This window comes from Streptomyces sp. CC228A (genome assembly GCF_021390935.1).
Classification (GTDB): Bacteria; Actinomycetota; Actinomycetes; order Streptomycetales; family Streptomycetaceae; genus Streptomyces.
This window is the reverse complement of record NZ_JAJPUI010000007.1, coordinates 133,112-154,551: the sequence shown is the minus strand read 5'-3', so window position 1 is coordinate 154,551 and position 21,440 is coordinate 133,112. Positions and strand designations below refer to the sequence as shown.

The window sequence follows — 21,440 nt, the reverse complement described above, 5'->3', positions numbered from 1 at the left end:
CTCCGCCACCGCGGCGCACCTGCGGCACGCCCTCACCCACGTGCGGCTCCACGAGGGCACCTACCGCCCCGCACCCGGGGAAGAAGACCGCCTGGACACGGTGCTGCTGCTGCGGACGGGCACCGGTGACTGCGCGGCGGCGGTCCGGAGGATCGCCCGGCGCGTCCTGGCCGCGCCCCGCGTCCCCTACGGCTCCCCGTGCTGGTACCACGCGCTGCTCGGGCTGCTGTGGGCGGGCGACGCCGACGGGGCCCGGCGCCACCTGGACACCGAAGTGGGGCTGGCCCACGCCGAGGGCGCCGTGCCCAGGACCGCCGAGGCACTCGCCGTCCGCGGCCTGGTCCACCTGCACCAGGGCCACCCGGCGGCGGCCGAGGAGGACGCCGCCACGCGTCGGACCTGCTCGCCCGGATCGGCGCCGACCACTGCCACGCCGGGGCGCTCGCCCGCAGCGTGCTCATCGACGCGGCGCTGGAGCGGGACGACGTGGCGGGGGCCTGCGCCCTCCTCGACACCGCCCCGCCGCTGCCCGGGGACCAGCCCCTCACCTGGTGGCGGCTCCACCTGCTGCTCAGCGCCGGGCGCGCCCTCGGCCGGCTCGGGCAGGCGCAGCGCGGCCTCGCCGTGATCGCCCGCTGCGAGCAGGAACTCGCCCGCCGGGGCGTCACCAACCCGGCCGTCCTGCCGTGGCGGTCCACCCGGGCGGCACTGCACCTGGCCCTCGGCGACCCCGCCACCGCCCGCCGGCTCGCCCGGCGCGAGGTCGAACTGGCCCGCCGCTGGGCCGCGCCCCACGCCCTCGGGCGCGCCCTGGTGGCGCTGGCGGCCGCCGGGTCCGGGCGCGAGGCGCTCCAGGCCGCGGACCGGGCGGTGGAACTCCTGGAGGACGGCCCCGCGCCGCTGCTGTTCGCCCACGCCCTGTGCGCGGCGGGGCGCGCCCACCGGCGGACCGGCAACGCGGGCCGCGCACGCGAACTGCTGCGCCGTGCCAACGAAGTCGGTGTCTCCCTGGGCGCCGACGGGCTGGTGGAGGCGGTGCAGCGGGAGCTCAGGGACGCCGGCGGCCGCCCCGACCCCCGCAAGGCGTCCACGGAGTCCCTGCTCACCCCCACCGAACGGCAGGTGTCCGAACTCGCCTCCCGCGGGATGAGCAACCGCAGCATCGCCGTGCTGCTGAAGGTGAGCCTGCGGAACGTCGAGTCCCATCTCACCCACTCCTACCGCAAACTGCGGATCAGCGGGCGCCACGAGCTCGCCAGGTTCTTCCCGCCCGAGGAGGACTACGCCGCGGACCCGCCGCACCTGCGCCCGCGTCCGGTGGCCCCGCTGCCCCGCCTGCGGACCGGCTGACGCCCGTGCCGCCGCGCCCCAGGCCGGTACGGAGGCACTGCCCAGGCCCGTACGGACGCACCGCCCGGGCCGTACGGAAGTACCCACCGCGGGCCGTACGGGATGCCGCTCCGGGCGCGTACGGGATGGCCGCGCCCGGGCCGTGGCGCGTCCGGCCGGGGCCCTGCCGTGCCCGCGCGCCGCTCTCGGCGCGGGGGCACGGGACGGGGGCACGGGGCGGGGTCAGCCCTTCAGTGCGGCCATCCAGTTCTCCACCTCGTCCGCCCGCCGGGGCAGCGCGGCGGACAGGTTCTCGTTGCCGTCCTCGGTGACGAGGATGTCGTCCTCGATCCGGACGCCGATGCCGCGGTACTCCTCCGGCACCGTCAGGTCGTCCACCTGGAAGTACAGGCCCGGCTCCACCGTGAGGACCATGCCGGGTTCCAGCACGCCGTCGGCGTACGCCTCCGTGCGCGCGGCCGCGCAGTCGTGGACGTCCAGCCCGAGCATGTGGCCCGTGCCGTGCATCGTCCAGCGGCGCTGGAGGCCCAGTTCGAGGACCTTGTCCACCGGCATGTCCCCGAACAGGCCCCAGGACACCAGGTGCTCGGCCAGCACCTGCTGGGCCGCCAGGTGGAAGTCGCGGTAGCGGGCACCCGGCCTGACCGCGGCGATCCCCGCCGACTGGGCCTCGTACACCGCGTCGTACACCGTGCGCTGCAGCGGGGTGAAGCGGCCGCTGACGGGCAGCGTGCGGGTGATGTCGGCGGTGTACAGGCGGCGGGTCTCCACACCGGCGTCGATCAGCAGCAGGTCCCCGGAGCGTACGGGGCCGTCGTTGCGCACCCAGTGGATGGTGGTGGCGTGCGGGCCGGCCGCGCAGATCGACGCGTAGCCGACGTTGTTGCCCTCCACGCGGGCCCGCAGGAAGAACGTCCCCTCGACGTACCGCTCGGACGTCGCCTCCGCCTTGTCCAGGACCCGCACCACGTCCTCGAAGCCGCGCGCGGTCGCCTCGCAGGCGAAGCGCAGGTCGGCGATCTCGAAGTCGTCCTTGATCCGGCGCATCTCCGACAGGAAGACCCGGAACTCCTCGTCCCGCTCGGCGGTCGCCTTGTCGCGCAGGGCCTCCTCCACCGCGGAGTCGTGGCCGCGCAGCAACCGGACCGGACCCGCGGCCTCCCGCAGCGCGCCGGCCAGGGTGCGGACGTCCGCGCAGCGCAGGCCGAGCACCTGCTCGTTCTCGGCGAGGCTGTTGCGCCGGCCGTCCCACAGCTCGCCCCGGGCCGACAGCCAGAACTCGCCGCTGCCGCGGTCCGAGCGGGGCAGCAGGTAGGCGGTGGCCTCGTGACCTCCGCCCTCGGCGGGCTCCAGGACCAGCACGGCCTCCTCGGTCTGGTCGCCGGTCAGGTAGACGTAGTCGGAGGACGGCCGGAACGGGTAGAACGTGTCGTTGGCGCGGACCTTCAGCCGGCCGGCGGGGACCACCAGACGCTCGCCGGGGAAGCAGGCGGACAACTCGGCGCGGCGTCGCGCGGTGTGCTCCGCCTGCGGGAGGGGAGCCAGGTCGCGGCGCTCGGTGTCCGCCCAGCCCTGCGTCATGTTCTCGGCGAGCGCGTCGCTCACGCCCCGCCTCGGGCCTCCCTCGGGCGGTTTCGCGGCCCCGGTGTCCTCGCCGCCCGCGGCCTCCTGGTCGGCCGGCTCCCGGGCGGAGCGCCCCTGCTCGGGCTGCCGGCTCTCGGACGTCCGCTCGGTCACGTCTGCCTCCTGGGTCGAATCGGTCACGGCTGGCTGCAGCCGGCAGTCATCGTAGGGGTGCTCGACGCGCCCGCGGACCCACCGGCGCGGGCGGCCCCGGTCGACGCGGAAGGTCCGGGCCCGACCGGGGCACCAGGCACGCGCCCGGGGCGAAACCGTCGGCTCCTGAGGCCGGTTGCCCTGCGCCGACTGCGGAGCCGACCTGCCGTCGACGCCTTCCGCGTGCCTCGCCGCGCTCCTTCGTACGTGCCTCGCCGCGTTCCTCGGCGCGGGGCACCTCGATGGCGGGCGGCCGGGCCCTTGAGGGTGGGGTTCCGGCGGTCCGTCCTTGCTGCACGGCCGCGCCCCGGCATAGGTTGACCGTATGTCTGTTCGGCTTGCAGGGGAGGGGATCGGCGTGCTCGACGGGGTGGTGGCACCCCCCGTGTCCCTCGCCGAGTCCTTCGAGGACCCGCCCGGGCTGACGCTGCTCGGTTCCGAGCCGCAGGAGGTGAGCCGCGCCGTGCCGCAGCGGCGACGGGAGTTCACCACCACCCGCTGGTGCGCCCGCCGGGCCCTGTCCGGGCTCGGGTTCGGGCCGGTGCCCATACCGCGGGGGGAGCGCGGGGCGCCGTGCTGGCCCGACGGTGTCGTCGGAAGCCTGACCCACTGCGAGGGCTACCGCGCCGCCGCCGTGGCCCGGGCCGGCGAGGTGCTGTCCCTGGGCATCGACGCCGAACCGCACGCGCCGCTGCCCGGCGACGTCCTGGGGGCCGTCTCCCTGCCCGCGGAGCGCCGGCGCCTCGCCGAACTCGCCGCCGACCGCCCGGCGGTGCACTGGGACCGGCTGCTGTTCAGCATGAAGGAGTCGGTGTACAAGACGTGGTTCCCGCTGGCCGGCCGCTGGCTGGACTTCGACGAGGCCGACATCACGATCGGCGCGGACGGCACGTTCCACGCCGAACTGCTGGCGGCGCACCCGCGGGTGCCGGCCGACGGCTTCACCGGGAGGTGGCACGTGGACCGCGGGCTCCTCGTCACCGCCGTCGTCCTGGCGCGCTGACGCCCGGCCGGCGGCGGCCGCCGGGCCCGGGCCCGTGGGCGGCCGCCGTGGGACGGTGCCGAAGGGCCGCCACGCGCGGCCTGACCGGGCGACTGCCCGCGGCGGCAGCCCCGTGCCTGCCCGTTGCCGGGGCGGCGACCACGGCGCCGGAGGCCCCGGCGGGCGTGCTGCCTGGGCGGGGTGCGGCCTGGGCGTCGGGAAACGCGCGCCCCATCAGTAACGTGCGTGACTCACGCCACAGCAACGGAATGTGTCCGTCCGTGCACCGGTGAGCAGGAACGTCGAGATTGGCGCAGGAAGTACCTGGTTGGCGCCTTGTCCTGACGGAAACCGGCCCCACGGAAGGTGGACGAACGCGTATGAACGTGCTTTCCTCACGCACCATCGGCAGCAGGAAGGTCAGGAACCCCCTGGTCCTCGCCGGCGCCCTGCTCATGGCCGTCGGCGGCGTCGCCGCGCTGCCCGGCAGCGCGGCGGCGGACGCCCAGGCCGCGAACACCGCGCAGACCGACCATGTCCTGTACTGGAACAAGGTTCTGGTGGACAGCTTCCAGGGCCTCAAGGGCGCCGAGGCCACCCCCGGCAGCCTGGCCCGGGCGGGCGCGATGATGAACGTCGCCGTGTACGACGCCGTCAACGCGATCACGCCGATAGGCAAGCCGTACCTGATCAGACCGACGTCCGGCGCGGGCGGGTCGGTGGACGCCGCGATCGACCACGCCGCGTACGGCGTGCTGAGCAAGACCCTCCCCGCCCTCGATTTCACCGACGAGTTCAACACGGCGCGGGCCCTGGACACCGGCTCCTCGGCCGACGCCGTCGCGATAGGCAAGGACATCGGGGAGAAGACCTCCCGGGCGATCACGTTCCTGCGGGCGCGCGACGCCTCGTCCATCGACGTGCCGTACACCATCGGGGACCAGCCGGGCGACTGGCGGCCCACCAGTCCGGGCGTGCCTCCGCTGACGCCCAACTGGGGCCGGGTGCAGCCGTTCGGCATCGAGTACGGCTCCCAGTTCCGCCCGCCGCTGCCCCCCACCCTCACCAGCGCCCAGTACGCGGCCGAGCTGAACGAGGTCAAGGAGTACGGGGGCGCCGACCTCGCCACCACCAAGCGGACGGCGGAGCAGACGGAGATCGCCCACTTCTGGGCCAACGACCTGGACGGCACGTACAAGGCCCCGGGCCACCTCTACGCCCTCACCAACGACATCGTCGAGAACTGGTGGCCGGACAGCCGCCCGACGCAGACAGCCCGCTTGTACGCGCTGATGTCCATCGCGCTGGCGGACGCGGGCGTCGCCGCGTGGGACGCCAAGTACCTCACGGACGTGGACCTGTGGCGGCCGGAGACGGCCATCCGCCTGGCCGGCACCGACGGGAACGCCGCCACCACCGAGGACCCCTCCTGGCAGCCGCTCTCAAAGGACCTGGACGGCAACCACTTCTCGCCGCCCTTCCCCGCGTACATCTCCGGGCACGCCACCTACGCGGCGGCCTGGGCGGGCATCATGAAGCGCTACACCGGCAGCGACACCTTCGAGTACACGCTGGAGGCGCGGACGGTGGACCCGTTCGCGAAGGACGTCGTGCGGTCCTTCAACTCCTTCAGCGAGATCGCGCGGGAGAACGCGCTGAGCCGCATCTACCTCGGCGTCCACTTCCGCTCGGACGCCGAGCAGGGACTCGTGGTGGGCGACCGGGTGGCCGACTACGTGTACGACAACGCCCTGCGCTGACGGGCGTCGCCGCGCACGCGAGGGACCGCCGCCCCGAGGCGGCGGTCCCTCGCGCGGCGGTCCCGCTGCGGCGCTACTTCTGGTAGCCGATGCGCAGCACGCGCCAGGTGTTCGGCCCGACGATGCCGTCGACGGCGAGGCCCACGTCCTTCTGGAACGCCTTGACCGCCGCCTCGGTGGTGGGTCCGAAGATGCCGTCCTCTGCGCCCGCGTCATAGCCCCAGAGGTTGTTCACCAGGCACTGGATCTCCTTGACGCGGTCGTGGTACTGGGAGTTGTTGTAGTTGATCCCCACCTCGACGTTCCAGGCCCACGAGTACCCGGCGGTGTAGCCGTTGTAGTTCTCGGTGTCCCGGAGGTAAGGCGACTCGCAGTCGAACCCGGCGGCGGTGCCCGCCGCGGTGGCCGCGGTGCGCGCCTCCACGGCGGTCGCCGCGGCCGAGGCCGTACCCGTCAGCGACGTACCGACGAGCACTGCGGAGGAGACGATCAGGGTGGCTTTTCTGCGGAGGGTCATGCGCTCTCTCCCTGTGGCTGACTCATGGCTCTGAGCAACGGTCGAATCCACCCTGTCCGCCGGTGTACAGGAACAATCCCTTCCGCCACTGTGGTCCACGCCACCCCACCCGTCGCACCCGTCACCGCGCAGGGACGGTAGTCTCCGCGCCTTCCCCCGGCTTCCCTGCCCCTTGGACCGCATGGAGCCGACGCATGCCCAGTCGCCCGTCCGGTCGCGGCGCGGAGGACCTACGGCGCAGTCGAGACACGGACGTGCCCGCGCCGGCACCGCGCGGCGCGGGCCGGTACGGGGTTCAGCGGTGGCGGACCGGCCGCAGGCGTTCGGGGACCGACAGCTCGCGCAGCAGCGCGAGCACCTCCTCGTCCGTCGTCTGCGGGAAGTCCTCGAACCACAGGCCCACCGCCCGGAAATCGTCCGGCTGCGACAGGCACACCAGCTCGTCGACCTCGGGGCGCAGCTCCGCGGCGGCCCTGCGGTCGCCCACCGGGACGGCGAGCACCAGGACGGCGGGCCCCTCGCCCCGTACCAGCCGGATCGCGGCGCGAGCCGTGACGCCCGTCGCGAGTCCGTCGTCGACGAGGATCACCGTGCGGTCGCGCAGGTCGGGCCGCGGGGCGTGCCCCCGGTAGAGGTCCTCGCGCCGGTGCAGCTCCGTCCGCTCCCGGGCCACCGACGCGCCCAGCTCGTCGGGGGTGATGCCGAGCATGGCCAGCGCCCGCTCGTCGTAGACCGGCGGCGCCTCGCCCGCGATCGCCCCGATCCCCACCTCCGGCCGGCCCGGCAGCCCGATCTTGCGGGCCACCAGCACGTCGAGCGGGGCGTGCAGGGCGCGCGCCACCTCCGCCGCCACCGGGACCCCGCCGCGGGGCAGGGCCAGGACGACCGGGTCGAACCACTCGCGCTCCGCCGCCGTCTCCCGCAGGCGCGCGGCGAGCCGCAGCCCCGCGTCGCGGCGGTCCTCGAACCGTATGTCCACCATCACCACCAGCCTCCTCTCACCGGACGGCTCACAGGCCGGACGGCCAGGTCTCCTCCTCGCCGGTGTCGCCCGGCCCGGCCTCGGCGAGCGGCACCAGCGCCGTCGTGCGGTCCAGGTGCACGAAGGCGTCGTACCGCTCCGCCGGCACCGTCGGCACGTAGTTCCCGCGGGCCTCGTGCTCCGGGCGGTAGACGACGCCGATCGCCCGGTGGCCGTACTCCCGCCGCCCCGGCCAGCGGTCCGGGTCGCCGGGGTCGAAGAGGAAGAGCCCGGCACCGCCCGGCAGCGCCGCGCCGTGCAGCAGCTCCTCCAGGCTGCCCGCCCGGGCGGCGGCACCCGCGTCACCCGTGCCCGCCCGCCCCACCGGTCGGCGGCGATCACCGTGCCGTCGTACGAACCGAAGCCCACCAGCACCACGCCCTCCTCCGCGTGGCGCTCCCGCACCAGCCGGCCGACGTTGACCAGGCCCGCGCGGGGCATGTCGGTCGCCCGGGCGTCACCGATGTGCGAGTTGTGCGCCCACACCACGGCCCGCGCCCGCGGCCCGTGGCGCGCGGCCAGCCGGTCGAGGGTGTCCGCCATGTGCACGTCGCGGATGTTCCACGCGGCGGGGCCGCCCCGCACCATCGCCCGGTAGTACTGCTCCGCCCCGGCGAGCACCTCCGCGTTCTGGCGCGCGGCGAACTCCTCCTCGCCCTCGTCCCGAGGGTCCCGCGCACCCGCCCGCCTGCGCAGCCGCACGAGCAGGGCCGGCACCTCCCGCTCGCAGCCCTCCGGCACCAGCCGGGAGGCCCGCGCGTACTCCTGCGGGTCCCAGGCGTAGGGCTCGAAGCACTCCACCGCCTCCCGGGCGTGCGCCACCTGCTCGGGCGCGTGGACGGACAGGTACTCCAGCACCGCGTGCAGGGACTCCCGCAGCGAGTACACGTCCAGGCCGTGGAACCCCACCCGCCGCTCGCGCGGCAGACCGCTGTTGTACCGCCGCAGCCATCGCGCGAAGTGCAGCACCTCGGTGTTGGCCCACATCCACGTCGGCCAGCGGCGGAAGCCGTCCAGCGCGTCCCGCGGGTCGTCCGGTGCGCCCGGCGCCCCGGTCACCGCCCGGTGCACCGAGCGGCAGTCCGGCCAGTCACCCTCCACCGCGACGAAGGAGAAGCCCTCCTCCGCGATGAGCCGCAGCGTCAGCAGCGCCCGCCAGCGGTAGTACTCGGCCGTACCGTGCGACGCCTCCCCGAGCAGCACGAACCGGGCGTCGCCGATGCGCTCCAGCAGCGGGTCGAGCGACCGCGCGGAGCGGACGGGATCGCCCTCCTCCAGCGGTACGAGGGGCAGCGCGGCGTCCCGCACCGCGGCGGCCCCGGCGGCGCCGCCCACCGCGGTACGGCTCATCGTTCCGCGCCCCCGGCCGTGAAGGCGTCGTCGCCTGGCCGCAGGAACCAGTCCCGTGCCGCGCGCGCCACATGCTCCAGCGCACCCGGCTCTTCGAACAGGTGTCCGGCGCCCGGTACGACCTCCAGGTGGCAGGGCACCTTCAACCGGTCGGCCGCCTCCCGGTTGAGCCGCAGCACCTCCGGGTCCTCCCCGCCGACGACGAGCAGCACCGGTGCCGCCACCCGTGCCAGCGCCTCGCCCGCCAGGTCGGGCCGCCCCCGCGCGACACCACCGACTGCACCCGCACGGGGCGGTCGGCGGCGGCGCGGAGCGCTGCCGCGGCGCCCGTGCTCGCGCCGAAGAGGCCGACGGGGCGCGGCGTGCCGCCGGTTCGGCGGCGAGCCAGTCCACCGCGGCGATCACCCGCTCGCTCAGCAGGTCGATGTCGAAACGGTGCTCCGCCGTGAGCAGGTCGCGGCGCTCCTCCCGCTCCGTGAGCAGGTCCAGCAGCAGGGTGCCCAGGCCCGCTTCCTGAAGGGCTGCGGCCACCGCCCGATTGCGCGGGCTGCGCCGCGAGCTGCCGCTGCCGTGGGCGAAGACCACGATGGCGCGGCCCTCCGCGGGCAGTGCGAGGTCCGCGTGCAGGGGGGAACCGTCCCTGGCGGGAAGGACCACCTCTTCGAGGATCACAGCGCGCCTCCCTCCTTCACCCGCCCCTTCTCCGCGAGCGGCCCGCCCGTCGGCCCCGCCCCGCCGCCTCGGGTCACGGGTGCCCGCGTGCGGCGGTCCAAACGCGGGGGCGGCACCTGCGCCGGGCGGGCCGCCGTGGGTGCCGGGGCTGCGCAGGGCGTGCCGCTGCCGAGGCCGAGGCCGGGGCGGGGGCCGGGGCCGTACGCGGAGACGGTGGCCGCATGTGCGGGAAGTGCCGCGGGAGGTCCGCGCCGCCGCGGGGCCGGGGGCATCGCGGGGGCGGGTGGCGGCGGGCAGGGAGCGGGAGTGGCGCGGGCGGGCTGCTTCCTCTGCTTCCCTCACGCAAAGCCACCAGCCCTGTGCGAACGGTTCGCCGCAGGCTGTCCCGCGAGGGGGGCGCGCGACCGAAGGGGCGGCGCACGGGGCGTAGTCGCCGCCCCTCAACGGAGTAAGACATTCCGCTGACACCTCGTCAACTCTGCTTTGCGCGCATCTCGATTCGGTCACGAGATCCTTAAACAGGACTGGACCACTCGCCGTCGACGCGCGTAACTCCCTTGTGGATAAGCCGTTTTGACGGATCATCAATTATGCACGCCCGGTAACGGAAAGGACTCGTTCGACCGGTCACCGTTTGTCGGAATTCTCCGCACGTGTGTTCTGGCAGGCTTCCGCGCACCGTCCTCTGACCAAGGAGAGGTGCACCACACATGTCCGGACGCCGAAGACTGCGCAAGGCGCAGCGACGCAAACCCCGTCGTCTGATACTCGCGACGCTCGCCGTTGCGATGGCGACGATCACCGGGGGACTCACCTACCAGGCCCTGTCGGGTACCGACCCGGCGGCGGGTGCGGACAGCGCGCCCCCGGCCCTCGCCCAGGCCGCCGCGGCCCCGCCCACCGAGGAGCCGGAGCCCGCGGCCGAGCCCGCCCGGGACGAGAAGCCCGAGCCCCTCACCGAGAAGCCCAAGGAAGAGCCCCGCAAGGGGCTCGTCTACCGCGACCTCAAGCCGGCGCCCGCCGACGACAAGTGCGCCGGCTTGTACCGCACCGAGAGCGGCCACTGCACGCACGGGCCCGACGAGCCCCCGCCGGGTGTCGACATCAAGAAGGACACCCCGCCCGCGATCAAGGCCGAGGCACCCGCCGGGGAGCCCGGCACCGCCCCGGACGCCGAGCCGTCGTCACCGGCCGGTTCCGGCACCTCCGGCGACGGAACCGGGGGCGGCGGCTCCGCCGTCGCCGCCGCCCCCGCGCTCGACGCCGCCGCGGCCACCGACCCGTCCGCCGCGCCGAGCCCGGAGCCGCCCGCCGCGGCCGCCTCACCCGGCGCCCGGACCGCCCGGACCGGTTCCGCCGGCGCCGGCTCCCGCACCGCGGCCGCCGGACCCGCCGGGCAGACCGTCCAGTGCGAGGGCGACGGCTCCACCGGCAACCGCGTCCAGGTCGTGTACGTCCACGCCCCCGGCCGGGACCGCTACGCCCAGTACCTGCCGTCCTTCCGCAAGTGGGCCGCCGACGCCGATGTCATCTTCTCCGAGAGCGCCAAGGTGACCGGAGGCGTCCGGCACATCCGCTACGTCACGGCCGCCGACTGCACCCCCACCGTGCTGAACATCGAGGTCCCCGCCTCCGCGCTCGCCGAGTTCAGCGCCACCAACCGGGCCCTCGCCGCGCAGGGCCTCAACCGCCGCGACCGCAAGTACATGATCTTCGCGGACGCCCAGGTGTACTGCGGCATCGGCACCTTCGCCGGGGACGAGCGCCCCGGCCAGGACAACCTGAGCAACTTCGGCCCCTCCTACGGCCGTACCGACACCGGCTGCTGGGGCGGACACACCGCCGCCCACGAACTCGGCCACAACCTCGGCGCCGTCAACAACAGCGCCCCCAACACCAGCCGGGGCGCGCACTGCACCGACGAGTACGACGTCATGTGCTACTCGGACAGCCCCTACTACCCCAAGATGCGCCAGGTCTGCGGGGACCGCTCCTACGAGAACCTGCTCGACTGCCGCAACGACGACTACTTCCACACCAACCCGCGCCAGGGCAGCTACCTCGCCACCCACTGGAACATCGCGAACAACCGGTTCCTGATGCGGCAGCGCGGCGACGGGGGCACCACCCCCGACCCCGGCCCGAAGCCCACCCCGACGCCCACGCCCACCCCCACCGGCGGCACCGGCAGCCACGGGCCCGACGTCACCGTCGGCCAGATCGGCCAGGACTCCGCCGTCGTCAGCTGGCGCGCCGTCCCCGGCGCCGCCTGGTACCGGCTCCACCTCGACGGCCGGCACATCGGCTGGGTGCAGGGCACCAGCGCCCGCATCTACAACCTCGCCGCCGGCACGCAGTACCAGGTCGCCGTGGCGGTCCGGTACGGCAACGGCAGCGACAGCCGCGTCGGCCGCGCCGCCTCCTTCCGCACGACCGGAGGCAGCGGCGGCGCCACCACCCCGGCGCCCGGCGCCCGCTACCTCCTGGTGAACGGGGCCACCGGCAACGCCGCCGAACTGTGGGGCGCCCGCCGGGGCGACGGCACCGTCCTGGTCGGCTCCCAGCGCAACGGCTACGCCCACCAGCAGTGGTACTTCGACGACGCGGGCAGCGGCACCGTGCGGATCCGCTCCGGCCTGTCCGGCAAGTGCCTCCAACTGGGCGGACGCGCCTCCGCGGGCATGTACGTCGCGCAGCAGCCCTGCTCCTCCGGCACCGCGCAGCAGTGGCGGATCAGCGCCTCGGGCAGCGGCGTCCGGATCGCCCCGGCGAGCGGCGACCGCTACGCCCTGGCCGTCAGCAACCGCACGTACTATGGGTCATGGCTGATCGAGGTGCAGCACGCGTCGAACAACCCGGCCCAGGTGTGGACGGTCCAGAAGCCGTGACACGCCGAGCCTTTCCGGTGGCCGCCGCCCTGGTGGGCCTGGTCGCGTGGCTGCTCGCAGCAGCACCGGCCGCGCTCGCCCACGGCGGCGGCCTCCGGGTCGACATCACCGGACACGCTTTCGGGCGTGTCGAAGCCGTCGTGACCTGGGCGGACGACGGCGACCCCGTCGACGACGCGGTCGCCGCGACCGTCAACGCCGTGGGCCAGGACGGGACGACGGCCCTCGGCCCGTGGAAACTCGTCCGCGACCCGGCCGACCCGAAGCGGTACACGACGGCTGAGGCCCTGCCGCCCGGCACCTGGCGGGTGACGATCGAGATCGGGTACCCGGCCCTGGGCAAGGGGGAACGGCGGCTGACCGTCTCCCCGGGGACACCGGCGTCCCCCAGCCCCGGCACGGCGGACCCGGGCGCCGCCCGGCCCCCGGGCAGCCCCTCCGCAGGCCCCGCAGCAGGGGACGGCGGCGCAGGCCCAGCGGCAGGAGACGCGCCCGGGGACAGGGGCACGGCAGCCGCCGCCTCAGGCCCCCCGGGGCCCCGGGCAGGCGGAGCCCGGAAACCAGGGCCTCCCGGCGGGCGTCGCGGTCGGCGCGGGGCTCGCCGCCGCGGCCGCCGCCGCAGCCGTGGTCGTCGGGGTGCGCCGCCGCCGCTCCTGACGCGGACGACCGGGCCGCCTGCGCGGGATCACCAGGGGGCCGGTGGCGGGCGCGCGCCCGCCACCGGCCCCCTCCGCCCCCTCCGCCCCCTCCGCCCCCTCCGCCCCCTCCGCCCCCTCCGCCCCCTCCGCCCCCTCCGCCCCCTCCGCCTCCTCCGCCCGCCCCGCACCGGCCCCTTCGCGCACCCGGTCACGGACCTCCCCCCACCCGGCCCCGCACCTCGTGCCGGCCCCCTCCGTCACTCCTCCGCCGCCGCGCCGGGCGCTCACACGAAGTTGAGGTCGGCCCGGGCCACCAGCGGGTCGTCCGGCATCGTCCACAGCGGCACCGCGTAGTTCCCGAAGCCGTACCGGCCGCCGAAGTGCAGGCCCAGCACGCGGTGGTCCACCAGGTCGAACACGGGGGAGCCGCTGTTGCCGCCCAGCGTGGAGCAGTCGTGCGTCATCACGTTCCCGCCGCGCCCGTCCCGCCCGGGGCGGTCGCCCGGCGGCAGCAACCGGTTCGCCGTGCCCGGCTGCAGCCGCTTCACGTTGTAGACGTCCATGAAGATCCGGCGCATCGACTCCGGTTCGTTGCGCCGCCCGTCCCACGCCGGGTGCCCGACCACGTACACCGGACGGCCCGGCAGGTCGGCGGGCGCGTCCGCCGCCACCGCCAGCGGCGCAGGCAGCGGTCTGCCGCCCGGGGCCGGCGCCACCCGCAGCAGTGCCATGTCCACCTCGTCGTGCACCCCGACGACCTCCGTCACCGCGTAGGTGAGCCCGCCCGAGCCGGGCAGCTGCCCGAACTCGCGCGCCAGGTCCAGCGCCGCGCTCAGCCCCGGCTGGAACGTCCACCCCTCCCCGGCGCCGCGGGCGAACTCCACCGCCACATGCCGGTTCGTCATGATGACGTCCGCGCCGGCGAGGAAGCCCGTGCCCACCCAGTCCAGGCTGAGGTGCCCGGAGACGTCGACCCGGCCCACCCGGGCGAGCGACTCGCGGATCGCGGCCCGGTGCCCGTCGAGCACCGCCCACTCGCCCTCCTGCGGCGCGAAGTCACCCGCCTGCACCAGGATGGCGGGGCGCCCCGTCAGCAGGACGATCGCTTCCAAGCCGAACGACTCGTCGTCGCCGATCTCGTCGTCGCGGCCCTCCGCCAGCTTCTCCAGGCCCCGCGCCCCCGCGGCCAGCACCCGCGCCCGCTCCTCCTCCGCGTGACGGGCGATGTGGGCGGCGGGCGCCTCCTCGGGGGGCGGCTCGACGTCCGACTCCGGTATCTCCCGGGCCAGTCGCTCCCGGATCCGGTCGGCCTCGGCCCGCAGGTCGGTGAAGATCTCCGCGGGCCCGGCCGCGACCGGTGACCTGCTCCGGCTGCCCATGGCGTGCTCCTCTCGGCTCGGCGGTTCAGCCCGTACGGCCCCGCTGGGCGGCGTCGATCTCGGCGTGCACCTGCGGGCTGTGCTCCGCGAGGTGCCGCATGACGGCCGCCATCTGCGTGCCGACGTTCACGAAGGCGGTGCTCTTCCCCTGGAACGACACGTCCTCCACGCGGCGCGTGCCGCGGTGCAGCGCCACCACCCGCCAGTCGTCCGTCAGCACCGGCGACCCGGACGAGCCGCTGCGGGTGTCGGTGAAGTACCGCACGTCCCGCTCGTCCGCCTCGAAGACGAGGTTGTTGCGGAGCGCCACCCGCTTCGGGGCGCCGCCCGGATGCTGGATGATGTTGACGGCCACGACATCCCCCGCCGCCACCCGCAGCTCCCGCCCCGCCAGCGCAAGCGCGGGCCGTGCGGCCGCCGGGACCGCCGCCGTGAGCCGCAGCACCGCGTAGTCCAGGTCGGGGTCGCAGGCCGCGAGGTCCGCCACCCCGGCCTCGTCCTCGGTGCCGGTGGCGTCGCTCTCGTAGTCGAAGCGCAGCCGCGTCGCCCGCGCCTGGAGGCGCAGGTCGTCCGGCGCGGCCGAGGGAAGCGAACCTCCCTGCGCCTCGCGGGCGTTGACGACGTGGTGGTTCGTCATCAGGAGGGACGGCGTGACCAGCCAGCCGGTGCCCGCGTGCGGCGGCCCGCCGCCCGCCCGCAGCGGCTCCCCGTGCTCGTACGGCGGCACGGTGAGTCGCGCCACGGCCAGGCCCGCGCGGGCGCCACCGCGCAGGAACCCGAACGGGACGGTGTCGTCCCGGTGGACGATCCTCTCCTTCAGCTCCCCGACCGGGCGCCCGGCGAGCGGGTCCGGCTCGCCGCCGGCGTCCCGCGCCACGTCGTCCAGCGCCTGCTGGAACACCGCCAGGGGCGCGGGCTGCACGGTCTGCGCGACCGCGTTGCGCAGCCAGATCTCCAGCGGCACCGATCCGTCGACCAGGCGCGACACCTGGTTCAGCCGCACCAGGTCCGACTGCACCTGCACCGCCGGAGCGGCGTGCAGGGGGAGGGTCGCCGCGAACCGGGGCAGGATCCCGTCCAGCAGCAGGGGCCGCACCGACGGATCGACGAGGCCGCTGTCCAGCGCCGCGTCCTTCACGGCGAGGATCGCCTCGGACGACAGATACCGCGTCATGGCGCGCCGCCTCCCGCGCCCGGTCCGGCCGCTGGTGGGGCGGGCGTCTGCGCTCCTGGTCCGGCCGCTGGTGGGGCGGGCGTCTGCGCTCCTGGTCCGGTCTCCCGCGGGCCGGACGCGTCCGTCGGCGGTCGGGCCCCGGCCGGTGCGGGTGGCCCCGCCGGGCCCGTGCCCGTGCGGAGCGCCGACGCCACGCCCGCGGCGATCTCGCCGCCCTCGTCGCGCAGCACCAGCAGCCGCCGCGCCAGCTCCTCGAGGGTGCCGCGGTCGCGGGCCAGCCGCAGGATGTCCGCCACCCCCGACGCCGGCGCCACGCCCGAAGCGGACGCGGCGCCCGCCGCCGCCTCCTGCCGCCCGCCCTCCTCCTGCCGGGGCCGCCGCGCCTGCCGCGTCTGCTGCGCCTGCTGCTGCGTCCGGCGCCGCAGCCCGTGCCCGGCGCCCTCCTCCGGCCGCTCCCGCGGCGGCGGGCCGGCGGCCGGACCCGCCGCCTGATGCAGCAGGGCCATCAACGGCGGCAGCAGCCGCCCGTCCCGCCGCACCGCACGCTGCAGCGCCCCGCCCAGCACCTCCAGCGCCTCGTCGTCCTCCGGCAGCCCCACCAGGGCCAGCGCGTGGTCCAGCGCCCGCGCGTCCAGCGTGTACACCTGCGCGGCCACCTCCCGCACCAGCGCCGGCTGCTCCGCCAGCACCGCGTCCGGCACGCCCCGCAGCCGCCGCGCCAACTCCGCCTCCGCGTCCGCGTCCGCGTCCCGCGCCCCGTCCGCGCCGCGCTCCCGAGGACCGCCCGCCAGCCGGGAGCGGGCCAGCAGCGTGCCCATCGCCTCCAGGTGCTGCCCCAGACCGATCGCCACGTCCTCCGCCAGCCGCAGCTCGCTGTCCGCGCCCTCCGTGTCACCGTCCTCCTGCGCGAGCCGCGCCGACAGCAGCAGCAGTTCCAGCCGGCGCTCCCCGCAACCCGCGTCCCGCGTCCCCTCGACCGCCTCGGACACCACCCGCCGCGCCTCCGCCCGCCGCCCCGCCCGGCTCAGTGCCTCCGCCAGCAGCACGTGCAGCGGCCCGCACGGCGTCCACGGCCGGCGCTCCTCCAACCGGGTCAGCGCCTGACCGGTGAACCCCTGCGCCAGCAGGTCCTCCACCTCGTGGGCGGCGATCCGCTCCCAGTCCTCCTGCTCGGCCTCCGCCATGACGAGCACCGACGCCCGCTGCCGCCGGCTGTGCGCGGTGAGCAGCGCCGCGGAACGCGGCCCCATCTCGTCCTGCGCCCCCGCCAGGAGCCGCTCCACACCCGGCAGCCACCGCTCCTCCACGGTGCGGGGATGCTCGCCCAGCCGGAGCCGGTGGTAGATCTCCTCCGCCCGGGCCGCCAGCCCGTCCCGCGCCGCGTAGTACGCCACCGCCCGCCGCTCCACCTCCGGCGCCACCGACCCCGGGTCGCTCTGCGCGAGCCGCAGCATGATGGCCCGCACGTCCGGCCGCACCCGCACCGCCTGCGGCCCCGCGGACTCCACCAGGTCCAGCCGGGACAGCGCACCGAACAGCCGCCGCGCCTCACCGGGCCCGGACACAGCCACCCCGCACGGCCCGGCCAGCACCTCCCGGACGACGTCCGGGGTGATCTGCCGCAGGACCAGCCCCCCGTGCGCGAGCCGCCGCACGTCCTCGTCGGGGATGTGCCCGAGGATCCGCTCGTACAGCAGGCCCTGCACCAGCAGCTGGTCGACCTGCCGGAAGAAGCCCCGCCGCCGCTCCGGCAGGCTCTCGACCAGCTCCCGCAGCCCCGCACCGCCGCCCCCGGCCAGGGCCGCGGCCCTGGCCGCGAGACGCAGGCTCAGCGGATGCCCGCCGACCCGCTCCGCCAGGAGCCGGGCCAGCTCCTCGTCCGCCACCCCGCACGCGCGCAGCACCGCCACCGACGCGTCCGCGTCCAGGTCCCGCAGCTCCACCTCCAGCGGCGCCATGCCCGCCGCGGGGTGGCCGACCGGGGCGCGGCCCGACACCACGACCCGCACCGCCGGGTAGGCGTCGTGGAACGCGAAGTACAGCGCCCACATGCGGCCCACCTCCGGGGACCAGCGGTACTGCGCCTCCTCGAAGGAGTCGATCACCAGGACGAACGGCGGGTGCCGCGGGGCCACGGCCCGCCGCAGCACCCGCGCGACCCGCCGGAACAGCTCGCAGTCCTGCTCGCCGGCCTCCGCCAGGAACTCCCGTGACGACTGCCGCCCGGGCCCCCGCGTGGCGGCGAGCCGGCTGAGCTCGGCCACCCGCTCCTCTCGCGCCCGGTGGCTGTGCAGCAGTCGCAGGCCCTCCTCGGCGAGGGACTCCAGCTCGTCCTGGAAAGCCGGGAACTGCACGGCCAGCTGCCGGGCGGTCTCGGTGACCAGGGTGACCGGTTCGTGCACCGACAGGGAGGGCCGTTCGAAGTCGACGTACGCGAAGGGGAGGGGAGAGGCGCGCGCCCCGGAGCGGAGGGCGCCCGGCCCCCACCTGTCCGGTGCCGGACACCCCACCCTCCGGGCCCCCGGTGCCGCCCGGCTCCGCCTCGGGACCCCCGGAGCCGTGCGGCGCCGCCTCGGGCCCTCCGGACCCGTGCGGTCCCACCGTCGGCTCTCCGGTGGCGTGTGGTCCCACCGTCGGCTCCGCGGTGCCGTGCGGCCACCGCCCCGGCCCTTCGGCGCCCTGCCACCCGGACTTCCGCCACCCGGCCCCCTGCCGCTCGGACCCCTGCCACCCGGGCCCCTGCCACCCGGACCGCTGCCACCCGGACTCCTGCCCTCCGGGCCCCGGTCGTCCGGCCGCCTGCGACCCGGCTCCGGCGCCCCCGCGTTCGCCGTCCCCCGCCGCGCCCCGGCGGGGGCCAGGGCGTCCAGGACGAAGTGCGCCAGCAGAGTGCTCTTCCCCATGCCGCCCGCCCCGTGGACCAGCAGGGGCGGGGCGGGGCCGCCGCCGGGCGCCGTGTCCGGCGGGGCCGTCGCATGGCGCCGCAGCTCCGCCAGCTCCCGCGCCCGTCCCACGAACGGCACCCGCACCAGCCGTTCCAGCGGCTCCAGCAGCCGGGCCAGCTCCAGCTCCCGCCGGACGGCCGCGGGATCCGGGAGACCGGCCACCCCGGGCACGAGTGACAGCCACAGCACCGCCTGGAGGAGATCGGCGCCCGCGTCCGCGCCGCCCCCGCGCCCGCACCCGCCGTCGCCTGGCGCCCCGCTCCCGCCGGGGCCGCCGCGTCCCGCCGCAGCAGGGCCAGGCAGGCCGACTCCGGTCCGGGGCCGCCCCGCACCGCGGCCGCGTTGGCCTCCAGCAGCGCGAGGGCCTCCGACGGCCCCGCCAGGGACCGCAGCGCCTCCTCCCGTACCTCCGGCACCAGCGACCACTCCGCGTCGGCGTCCCCGCGCCGACCGCCGTGCAGTCCGCCGCGAGCTCCACGGCTGCCCGGCCGGTCGGCGCGGCCTCGCCCGGCAGCCGCAGCCGCGCCGGGTCGAACGACGCCAGCAGGCACGCCGCCTGCCGGTAGCGGCGCCGCACGTCCGGCACCGGCGCCGGCAGGCCCAGCGCGCCGCGCAGCTCCTCGCGCAGCCGGGCGCGGAACTCCTCCCGCACCGCCGCCCGCGCGGTCTCCCGTACGGCTCCCGGGTCAGAGGGCGCGGTAGACACGGACCGCTCCCTCCGCGGCGGTGCACAGCCGCCGCATGTAGCTCTCGCCGCCCGCGGGGGCCGCGGCGGGGTGCGGGTCCCCGACCGCCGCGAGGACCTCCTCCACGGCCACGTCCACCAGCTCGGCCAGTGCGGGCTCCCGCTCCCCGTCCGCCAGGCCGGCGAGCCGGGCGGGCGGCTCCTCGCGGAAGTACCGCTCGAAGAACGCCCGCAGGTCGGCGGGGCGCGCCGGGTGCGACCGGTCCCGCACCACGCTGCCCCGCAGCTCGTACGGCAGCGGGCGCGCGGTCTCGCTGTAGCCCAGCAGCACGAGGCGCGGCGCCTGCGCGCGGTGGGTCCCCTCGAACGCGTAGACCGCGCGGGCCAGTTGGCCGATCAGCTCCCACACGTCCGAGGCGGGGTCCAGGCGGTCGCAGTCGTCCAGCACGAACCAGAACACGTCCTCGGAGCCGGTCGCCTGCCGCACCACCTCGTGGGCGGTGTCGTCGAGCGACGGCAGCGGGTCGTTCAGCCCGGTCCCGCCGGGGGCGGGCGCGGGCGCCAGGAGGGTGCCCGCCCGCGGGTCGGTGACGAACGCGGCCAGCCGCCTCACCACCCGGCCGGCCGTGGAGGTCTGGTCGAGGACGACCCGGGCCGGACGGAACCCGTGGTGCTGCGCGAGGTGCCGGATGAAGGTGTACGTGTACGACCTGCCGCTGTCCGGCTCGCCGTCCACGACGAGGACGGCGGTGTGCGCGTCCCCGATGAAGCTCCGCAGGCTCTCCCGCAGCCCTTCCCGGTCCAGGAACACCTCGGTGCCGTTCCTCAGCACCGTCGTGCGGAACACGTCCCGCGACCGGTGCAGCCGCTCGTCCTCCCGCAGCCGCGCCAGGTACTCCGCCGCCCTGTGGGACTCCTCCAGGTCGCGCAGCCCGCTGCGCAGCAGCGCCTCCAGCAGGGCGACCTGAGCGGTGATGGTCCTGCGGGAGGCGTGCACGAGCGCGGTCGCGTTCCGGTCGGGCCGGGCCGTGAGGGGCAGGGCGGCGACAAAGTCGCGCGGGAACCCGGCGAGGTCAAGGGCGCTGTGCGGATCCGGCGTCTGCAGCAGGAAGTCCCGCGCCCACGTGGTGACGGTCGCCCATTCCGTGGTCTGCAGCGGCATCACTCACCTGCCCGGTGGTGGGTCCTCCGCCGGCCCGGCCGCGCACTGCGGCAGGGCCCCTCTCGGGTCCTCCCCGCGTCCGAGCCCGGTCCGCCTCGCGTCCCCTCCCGCCATGGTCACACCGGGCACGGGCGGCTGCAATCCGGTCAGCCGGCGCCCTGTGCGGGCCGGGTCCACGCCCGCCGTACCGGGTCGCGCACCAGCGGGTCCGCCAGGTACTCCAGCACGCCGTGGTGGTTCTCGCTGCCGTTGGACACCAGCAGGTCCGTGATCCGGCCCGGCGGCGCGTACTCCGGCCGCAGGGTGTGGTCGAGCGCCACCACGTCCCGGCCGTCGGAGGCGTTCAGCCACCGCGCCGTGCGGGACGGCACCGCGGGCGGCGCCGCCAGGCAGTCCTGCACCTCCGTCACCGCCAGCGGCGAGCCCAGCGTCACGAACAGGTCCACCCGCGGGTTCCGCGCGGCCAGCACCTCGTACGCGGCCACGCTGCCGAGGCTGTGGCCGACCACCACGAGCGGCCCGCCGCCGTCCGCGTCCGCTCCCGCCGCGTCCAGGGCCTCCACCACGGCCTGCCGGACCGCCCGCCCCGCCCCGCCGAAGAAGTACGCGTGGGCGTCCTCGAAGGTGTGCCGCACCAGCAGCCGGAACAGTGCCGTCCGTGCGGGCCTGGGCAGCGGCAGCGCCTCCGGGAGCGGCTCCTCCCCGGGACCGGGCCGCGGCTCCTCCGCCAGTGCCAGCGCCTCCGCCAGGTACGTCATGTCCCGCAGCCAGCCGCCCAGCGCCCCGCCGCCCGCGGCGCGCGCCACCCCGCCGGCCGAGTCGCCCGCCCGGGCCTCGGTGGCCGTGCGGGCCATGAACTGGGCCGGGTCCTCCAGCACCGGCGGCCGCGGCCTGCCCTCCTCCCCGCCCGCTTCGGCCTCCGCCTCCGCCTCCGCGGCTCCGTCCGGCGTGCCCTCCAGTGGGTCCGGCACGGGATCGGGCAGCGGCTCGCCGTGCAGGACGGGCGCCCAGTACGCCAGGTGCGACTCCTCACCGAGGTCCCGGCCGAACAGGGCCCGGTCCCACTGGGCCTTGAGCAGCTCGGGGCGCGGCTTGGGGCCGCTGCCGTGGACGTACACGATCCGGGGTCGCACGGTGCCTC

The 21,440-nt window shown here is 76.2% G+C and carries 15 protein-coding genes and 1 pseudogene; 6 read left to right on the top strand and 10 right to left on the bottom strand.

What is annotated here, in order from left to right:
- Positions 1–40 precede the first annotated feature (40 nt).
- Both L6E17_RS20690 and L6E17_RS31100 read left to right on the top strand, forming a co-directional pair.
- Entirely contained in the window at positions 41–628 is a 588-nt protein-coding gene (locus L6E17_RS20690) for a hypothetical protein (protein ID WP_236242244.1), read from the top strand.
- Positions 625–1,350, top strand: coding sequence for a LuxR C-terminal-related transcriptional regulator (locus L6E17_RS31100; RefSeq protein WP_308315918.1), 726 nt, complete (start codon positions 625–627; stop codon positions 1,348–1,350). The genes L6E17_RS20690 and L6E17_RS31100 overlap by 4 nt, the downstream gene beginning before the upstream one ends.
- A 222-nt stretch (positions 1,351–1,572) precedes the next feature.
- On the opposite strand, the gene L6E17_RS20680 is transcribed toward L6E17_RS31100, so the two are convergent.
- Positions 1,573–3,087 carry an aminopeptidase P family protein gene (locus L6E17_RS20680; protein WP_236242243.1) on the bottom strand — a complete coding sequence of 505 codons (1,515 nt, stop codon included), beginning with the start codon at positions 3,085–3,087 and terminating at the stop codon, positions 1,573–1,575.
- 397 nt (positions 3,088–3,484) lie between these two features.
- Between L6E17_RS20680 and L6E17_RS20675 the strand changes: the two genes are divergently transcribed.
- Entirely contained in the window at positions 3,485–4,129 is a 645-nt protein-coding gene (locus L6E17_RS20675; RefSeq protein WP_374109112.1) for a 4'-phosphopantetheinyl transferase, read from the top strand.
- A 359-nt stretch (positions 4,130–4,488) separates the two neighbouring features.
- Complete coding sequence (locus L6E17_RS20670) at positions 4,489–5,868, top strand: vanadium-dependent haloperoxidase (protein ID WP_236242241.1); 1,380 nt, start codon at positions 4,489–4,491, stop codon at positions 5,866–5,868.
- A 73-nt stretch (positions 5,869–5,941) separates the two neighbouring features.
- Here L6E17_RS20670 and L6E17_RS20665 read toward each other — a convergent pair whose 3' ends face one another.
- The 4 genes and pseudogenes from L6E17_RS20665 to L6E17_RS31560 all read right to left on the bottom strand — a co-directional run bounded on the left by L6E17_RS20665 (position 5,942) and on the right by L6E17_RS31560 (position 8,980).
- Complete coding sequence (locus L6E17_RS20665) at positions 5,942–6,385, bottom strand: peptidoglycan-binding protein (protein WP_236242240.1); 444 nt, start codon at positions 6,383–6,385, stop codon at positions 5,942–5,944.
- A 295-nt stretch (positions 6,386–6,680) separates the two neighbouring features.
- Entirely contained in the window at positions 6,681–7,358 is a 678-nt protein-coding gene (locus L6E17_RS20660; RefSeq protein ID WP_236242472.1) for a phosphoribosyltransferase, read from the bottom strand.
- Between the two features lie 37 nt (positions 7,359–7,395).
- Positions 7,396–8,756 (bottom strand): annotated as a pseudogene (locus L6E17_RS20655) (erythromycin esterase family protein).
- Positions 8,753–8,980 (bottom strand): hypothetical protein, encoded by a 228-nt coding sequence (locus tag L6E17_RS31560; protein ID WP_374109104.1) that lies wholly within the window; start codon positions 8,978–8,980, stop codon positions 8,753–8,755. Before L6E17_RS31560 ends, L6E17_RS20655 begins: the two are co-directional and overlap by 4 nt.
- Before the next feature lie 1,158 nt (positions 8,981–10,138).
- Here L6E17_RS31560 and L6E17_RS20645 point away from each other — a divergent pair.
- Complete coding sequence (locus L6E17_RS20645; protein ID WP_236242239.1) at positions 10,139–12,316, top strand: RICIN domain-containing protein; 2,178 nt, start codon at positions 10,139–10,141, stop codon at positions 12,314–12,316.
- Between the two features lie 922 nt (positions 12,317–13,238).
- Here the strand turns inward: L6E17_RS20645 and L6E17_RS20640 are convergent.
- Genes L6E17_RS20640 through L6E17_RS20630 form a run of 3 tightly spaced genes read right to left on the bottom strand, consistent with a single transcriptional unit; the run spans position 13,239 to position 17,909 of the window.
- On the bottom strand, positions 13,239–14,333 hold the full coding sequence (locus tag L6E17_RS20640) for a serine protease (protein ID WP_236242238.1): 1,095 nt from the start codon (positions 14,331–14,333) through the stop codon (positions 13,239–13,241).
- Positions 14,334–14,358: 25 nt separating this feature from the next.
- Positions 14,359–15,507 (bottom strand): trypsin-like peptidase domain-containing protein, encoded by a 1,149-nt coding sequence (locus L6E17_RS20635; protein ID WP_236242237.1) that lies wholly within the window; start codon positions 15,505–15,507, stop codon positions 14,359–14,361.
- Positions 15,504–17,909 (bottom strand): hypothetical protein, encoded by a 2,406-nt coding sequence (locus L6E17_RS20630; protein ID WP_236242236.1) that lies wholly within the window; start codon positions 17,907–17,909, stop codon positions 15,504–15,506. Before L6E17_RS20630 ends, L6E17_RS20635 begins: the two co-directional genes overlap by 4 nt.
- A 573-nt stretch (positions 17,910–18,482) precedes the next feature.
- Here L6E17_RS20630 and L6E17_RS20625 point away from each other — a divergent pair.
- Entirely contained in the window at positions 18,483–18,629 is a 147-nt protein-coding gene (locus L6E17_RS20625; RefSeq protein ID WP_236242235.1) for a hypothetical protein, read from the top strand.
- 509 nt (positions 18,630–19,138) lie between these two features.
- Here the strand turns inward: L6E17_RS20625 and L6E17_RS20620 are convergent.
- Together L6E17_RS20620 and L6E17_RS20615 are read right to left on the bottom strand one after the other, a co-directional pair.
- The gene (locus L6E17_RS20620) at positions 19,139–20,299 is read right to left on the bottom strand and encodes a hypothetical protein (RefSeq protein WP_236242234.1); all 1,161 of its coding nucleotides are present in this window, start codon (positions 20,297–20,299) and stop codon (positions 19,139–19,141) included.
- A 146-nt stretch (positions 20,300–20,445) separates the two neighbouring features.
- Positions 20,446–21,432 (bottom strand): hypothetical protein, encoded by a 987-nt coding sequence (locus tag L6E17_RS20615; RefSeq protein ID WP_236242233.1) that lies wholly within the window; start codon positions 21,430–21,432, stop codon positions 20,446–20,448.
- Between the last annotated feature and the right edge of the window lie 8 nt (positions 21,433–21,440).

Excerpts from the sequence above, each read along its gene's own strand:
- L6E17_RS20670 (WP_236242241.1), top strand. The coding sequence starts at position 4,489 with ATGAACGTGCTTTCCTCACGCACCATCGGCAGCAGGAAGGTCAGGAAC.
- L6E17_RS20665 (WP_236242240.1), bottom strand. The coding sequence starts at position 6,385 with ATGACCCTCCGCAGAAAAGCCACCCTGATCGTCTCCTCCGCAGTGCTC.
- L6E17_RS20645 (WP_236242239.1), top strand. The coding sequence starts at position 10,139 with ATGTCCGGACGCCGAAGACTGCGCAAGGCGCAGCGACGCAAACCCCGT.
- L6E17_RS20640 (WP_236242238.1), bottom strand. The coding sequence starts at position 14,333 with ATGGGCAGCCGGAGCAGGTCACCGGTCGCGGCCGGGCCCGCGGAGATC.
- L6E17_RS20635 (WP_236242237.1), bottom strand. The coding sequence starts at position 15,507 with ATGACGCGGTATCTGTCGTCCGAGGCGATCCTCGCCGTGAAGGACGCG.
- L6E17_RS20625 (WP_236242235.1), top strand. The coding sequence starts at position 18,483 with ATGGCGCCGCAGCTCCGCCAGCTCCCGCGCCCGTCCCACGAACGGCAC.
- L6E17_RS20620 (WP_236242234.1), bottom strand. The coding sequence starts at position 20,299 with ATGCCGCTGCAGACCACGGAATGGGCGACCGTCACCACGTGGGCGCGG.